Annotated in this window: 5 protein-coding genes; 3 read left to right on the plus strand and 2 right to left on the minus strand. The window is 66.7% G+C overall.

Annotated elements, in window-relative coordinates; genetic code table 11:
• Positions 1 to 329: 329 nt before the first annotated feature.
• Together AB0I77_RS53110 and AB0I77_RS53115 are read left to right on the plus strand one after the other, a co-directional pair.
• The gene (locus tag AB0I77_RS53110; RefSeq protein WP_363290257.1) at positions 330 to 1949 is read left to right on the plus strand and encodes a hypothetical protein; all 1620 of its coding nucleotides are present in this window, start codon (positions 330 to 332) and stop codon (positions 1947 to 1949) included.
• A 55-nt stretch (positions 1950 to 2004) separates the two neighbouring features.
• Positions 2005 to 2607 (plus strand): hypothetical protein, encoded by a 603-nt coding sequence (locus AB0I77_RS53115; protein WP_363290258.1) that lies wholly within the window; start codon positions 2005 to 2007, stop codon positions 2605 to 2607.
• 236 nt (positions 2608 to 2843) lie between these two features.
• Here AB0I77_RS53115 and AB0I77_RS53120 read toward each other — a convergent pair whose 3' ends face one another.
• The gene (locus tag AB0I77_RS53120; RefSeq protein WP_363290259.1) at positions 2844 to 3413 is read right to left on the minus strand and encodes a hypothetical protein; all 570 of its coding nucleotides are present in this window, start codon (positions 3411 to 3413) and stop codon (positions 2844 to 2846) included.
• 313 nt (positions 3414 to 3726) lie between these two features.
• On the opposite strand from AB0I77_RS53120, the gene AB0I77_RS53125 reads away from it, so the two are divergent.
• The gene (locus tag AB0I77_RS53125) at positions 3727 to 3894 is read left to right on the plus strand and encodes a hypothetical protein (protein WP_363290261.1); all 168 of its coding nucleotides are present in this window, start codon (positions 3727 to 3729) and stop codon (positions 3892 to 3894) included.
• 360 nt (positions 3895 to 4254) lie between these two features.
• On the opposite strand, the gene AB0I77_RS53130 is transcribed toward AB0I77_RS53125, so the two are convergent.
• Positions 4255 to 4883: recombinase family protein (locus AB0I77_RS53130; protein ID WP_363290262.1), on the minus strand; the 629-nt coding region annotated here is incomplete at its 5' end.

The following is a 4883-nucleotide window of genomic DNA, read 5'->3' on the forward strand; positions in this document are numbered from 1 at the left end:
CGCAAGCCGGCCTCAGGTCACCAGACCCCTACCCACTGACGCTGCGGCCGGACAACGCACCCACAGGTATTGACAATTACTCCTGCGCGCCCGGGATCGTTTCCTCGGGAGCACGGACCAGCGTGCCAGTGGCTCGATATGGCCGCGCCCGGCATTGGTGCTGGGCAGGATGCGAGGACGGTTGCGGCCGCTGGGAGCCGCACTGAAATGAATGTGCGGGCCGCTGTGGGTACTGCCGTTACAGGTCCGGCGGCCGTTCTCGTGAGCGTCCCCCGACTGTGCCAGCACTGCCTGGTGTCGGCAAGATGTGTTGTTGGAGGTCCGCCGTGATGGCAAGCGCGCTCGTCGCCCCGATCCGATTCCGTCGTGCATCCGACCCTGACGGTGAGGGCGGCGCTGACGGTGCGCCACCGCCGCCAGGGGAGTTCACGCAGCGCGCGGCTGTGCTGGTCCAGGTGCCCGGCCAGGAGGAGGCAGTCGCCCGCGAGCAGTGGGAACGGCGCGGTTTGCTGTGCTCCCGAATAAGCGATGCCCCGCAGGAGAACGGGGCGGCGCTGTTTCGGGTGGAGGTACGTCTGCTGGGAAGCCGCTGGGGCGCCCTGAGCGAGGCCGAGCGGCGTGTCATGGCAGCGCTGACGGGCCGGGTGACGGCGCGCCTCGGTGACGCCACGCTGCTGAGACCCGACGAGGTGCCGACGGCGGCCAGCACCTGGCACGTGTACCGGAAGGTGGAGTGGGGAGATCGCTGGTGGCAGACGCGAGCGGCGAAACTGTGGGAGCACATTGGAGCAGCAGACGTGCACCGGCGGGTGCGCCTGGACGGCCCGGGCACGCAGGAGGAGGCACTGGCGGCGCTTCACCTGCAATCTGATCTGGGAGACGGCCCCTTCGGTGAGGACTACGGCGTGCGGCCCGGAATCGCTTCCGCCCATGCCTTACGGCCGCAGGCCCCTGCTCCCTGGTACACCCGTGTCCTGGGACTGCCCGTCTTGGCGGCGTGGGCCGCCGTCATGCTCTTCGGTTGGGCACTGGCGGGGCTCGATGCGTGGTGGCAGGTCGTGTCAGCGCCGCTGCTTCTGGCTGCGGCGTGGTGGACGGGTCCGTGGATCGCTGACGGAGAACGGCACCACAGGGCGATCGTATGGCTCTGTGGGCTGGCTTTGGTCGGCGGCGCAGGCTTGTGCGGGTATACGGCACGGGTGCTGTCCACGGTGGTGCCGGACGTCAACTTTCTGGGGCCGATGGGTCTCGTGTTGGGCGGGCTGCTGATACTGCCCGGCTGTATCTATGCGCTGCGCCAGAGCTGGTTCTCCCGTAACGCCGCCACGCTGCTGCCCGTTGTGGTTTTGCCGTTCGTGTGGGTGGTGCCCTGGATGGGGCGACTGGCTCAGGGTCTCTACCTGGGCGTGAGCCTGGGCGTCCCGCTTTCAGCCGCCAACACCGACTCCCTGGGGACGTATCTGGCCGGCGTGCAGCCCGCTCTGTGGTGCATCGGTGCCGCCTTGTGCGGACTGGCTGCGCTGGGCTGGGCCCGCCACTTCTACTGGATCACCGGCTCGAAGGCGTACTGCATCGCCGCCGTAGGCACGCTCACCGCGCTGATGATGCTGGTGGCCTTGGTAGGCGGCCTGGCCTCTGCCAGCACGGCCGCCAAGCGCACTGCCGCACAGGCCGCGGCCGGACACGACCTCGCTCCCTTCTTCGGGATCACCGCCCGGCGGGTCTGCGTCATCCCGCTCGACGCGACGAAAACAGCTGTGCAGCCAGGCCCTTTGCCCACCGACCACCCGGTCGTCGCGATCGGCGCTACCGGGGACGAGACCTGGCTGTGGGATCCCCAACGCGCCCGAGGCAGCGATGACCTCGCGGACAAAGCGCTGCGCGTGCGGACCGACCAGATCACCACCCTGCCCGCAGCCCAGGGAGTCCGCACCTGCCCTGCAGCCTAGCTCTCCCCACGACGCTGCGGCCGGGCCAGTCCGAGTCGGACGGGAGCACTGAGCGATGATGATCGGCATGGATGAACAGTGGGCCGCAGTGGTGGGCGTGGCGACCGGCGGGATACTGGCCGGTGTACCAGCGCTGCTGAGCGCCTGGTGGAGCCGCCAGAGCCAGCGGGAGCAGACTCAGTCCCAGCAGGTCCTTTTGGCGGGTCAGCTGCAGTCGGCGCACCTGCTGCAGGTCATGGAACCGCGGCGGCGAGTGTACGGCGACTTCATCGCCACCGTGCACCAGCTGCGCACCAAGCTCTACGAAGCCTGGAGCAGCGGCCCCGGAGACGGCTACGGACGGCTGCTCCACGTGCTGGAAGACGAGGAGCTCAGCGAGCGGCTGGAGCAGGTGCGCGCCCAGGTAGCGCTGGAAGGCCCGGAGCCGGTCGTCGCGGCGGCCGAGAGCGTCATGGAGCTGCTGACCGCCCTGCACTCGTACGTCTTTTCCATCGAGGAGAGCGGCATCCTGGGCGAGTTCGCCGCTGCGGGGGAAGAAGTGTCCTCTCCCTCGGAGCTGGCTGAGCTGAAGCAGCGCCTGGACCTCATGATCGCAGCAGCCCGGGAGGCTCTTGCCCAGCATGGAGCGGGCGCCCTTCTCTCTTCCCCCAACCGGTAGCGGCCGACCCCGAGCTGAGGATGCGCGCGTTGCGGTTCCTTCTTAAGAAGCCGTGGCGAACACGATCGAGGCCTTACCTCGCGATCGCCATGCCGACGCCTTGGGGCCGGGAGGGTGGTGCCTCCGGCATCACCCTCTGGACAACTTCCACGCCTCGTCCGGCACCAGCCGCTCAACGATCCCCGCTACAGCCCCAGCCCACCGAGCCGATGGAGATGACGTCGAAGAGGCGGAGGCTACTTCACATGCCGATGCTTAGCCAGAATCTCAGCTTGAAGACAGCGGAACTCCTGCACGAAGCCCGCCGTTCGTCGTGCCCATTCCATGGCTTCGCTGACCTCACTGGCATCGGTCTCCTTGACGTACCGCAAGAAATCCTCGATCGCGTAGAGGATGTTCATCCAGTCGCTATAGATAGGAGTGATGTCATCCGAGATGGACAGCTTCTCATTCCAGATCTCGGTGATCCGATTTACGGGAATCGAGGGCCGCGTGAATGCAGTGAGAATGTAAGGAGACTCCGACCCCATCTCAGCGATGAGGATATTCAAAGTGCGCATCAGCTCCTTGTGACCCGACCGCGCCAACTTGCTCAGAATTTGAAACCTCGTCACTTCCGCCTGCACATGGTTGAGTTGCGGCGGGACATGGAGGTTGTGGCTCTCTCCGGGGTGGAGCGCTGGAGCAGCTCCAGGTTCGACGCAGGGGTTGTCCGAGGGCTTCCGGCGGCTCTCTCGACGGGCGTGATCCAGCCGCCGCAGCCACGTCCCAGGGTTGCCGCCCCAGTGCACGGCGACCAGCCTCATGGTCTCCCGGTTGGGCAGTCGAGGGCGCGTGGGGGAGACCATGGCCTTGATGGTCGACTCCCCGACTCCGGTGGCCTTGGCCGTCGCCCTGTACTGCCCCCTGGCACCGGCTCCGCGACGGAAGTCCCGGACGGTCGCGGCAAACGCGTGCACCGCGGGATGTACATCTGTATCCGTCAACTGTGCTCCCCCATGCATCTGATCTCGGCTCGTCCCGCGTCCGTCTCGGTCAGTCTCGGGCCACAACTATGCCTCCTCCAGTGCTGGATCGTGATCAGTGGAAGTCGACACGGCCTAGGAGGAAGACCTGCTGATGAGCAAGATCAACATGCTCATGCTGACCGAACTCAAGAAATGGGACGCCACCCCACCCGAAGACTGGTTCGACGTGGACGGCGAGCAGAGACAGTGGGGCCGCTTCATCCGCCACCTCCTGCGGCAACTGGAAGCGGCCGTCGCCGATCCCCGCCAGTCGTCGTAAGACACGGTCTCGGGCGTGCATCCGCCCGAGACCGGTCGAGGCCCGGCATCCGAGTGTGATCAACAGTGCCTGGTCCTGGTCGGGTCCACGGCCGCGAAATCGTCGGGTTCCTCATCCCATGAGGAACCCGACGGGGTCTATCACCGGGACCACAACCGGGGTGAGGTCGTCTCCTGAACGGGATCGGCTTCGCCGCCGTGCCGTCTGGCAACCACCCGGCCAGCGCCCACAATCAGGCCAGCGAGTGGCAAGGGCGCGGTCCACAATTGCTGGGACTGTGAGGGGTGCTGGGCAGCCCGCTGCATCCCCTCGCAATCCATGCTCAGGCTGCCATCGGCACCGGGAGCCAGGGTGGGGCACCTACCACCGTTTACGCAGAGCCTTGATCCAGCCCGTGTGCGTGGGGCCCAGGCCGCGCAGTTGCTTCATGGTCCGCCGTGGGTCGTAGGAGTCGGGTTTGACCAGCGGCCGGGTACGCACTGCGGCCAGGTCCGGGCTCAGAAGGTAGTTGGTGGTCAGGACGGTTGCCCCGTGCGCCAGGAGGAAGTCCAGCACGCGCAGTTGCTTGTCGCTGTTGCGTGACAGCCGGCTGAGCGCCGACAGCGGAACCACTTCGGCATTGCCGTCTTTGACCTGCTGCATCATCGCCAGCAACGCCTGGTCAAAGCGCGGGTCGACGCCCGAGGCGACGACGCCCTGACCAGCGACCAGAGGCTTGACGCTTGTGGCCTGTTCAGCGTGGATCGTCTCGTGGCTGCCCGGCAGGACCGGCACAGGCGCACGGGGCATGCTGTAGGCGCGTTCGGTATCGCCGTCAGATGCCATCAGGTCGGACAAGGCGGCGAGGCACGCCCAAGCCCGAGGATACTTCGCGTCGAGTCCGGCCAGCGTGTTAGAAGTTGTTGTCTTTCCGGACTTGAGGGCGGCGTTTTTGCTGGTCAGGAGTAGGAGTGGTGGTTCCGTGGGAGTGGTGGCTTGGCGGGTCGTCG

The organism is Streptomyces sp. NPDC050619 (assembly GCF_040654815.1).
Lineage (GTDB): Bacteria > Actinomycetota > Actinomycetes > Streptomycetales > Streptomycetaceae > Streptomyces.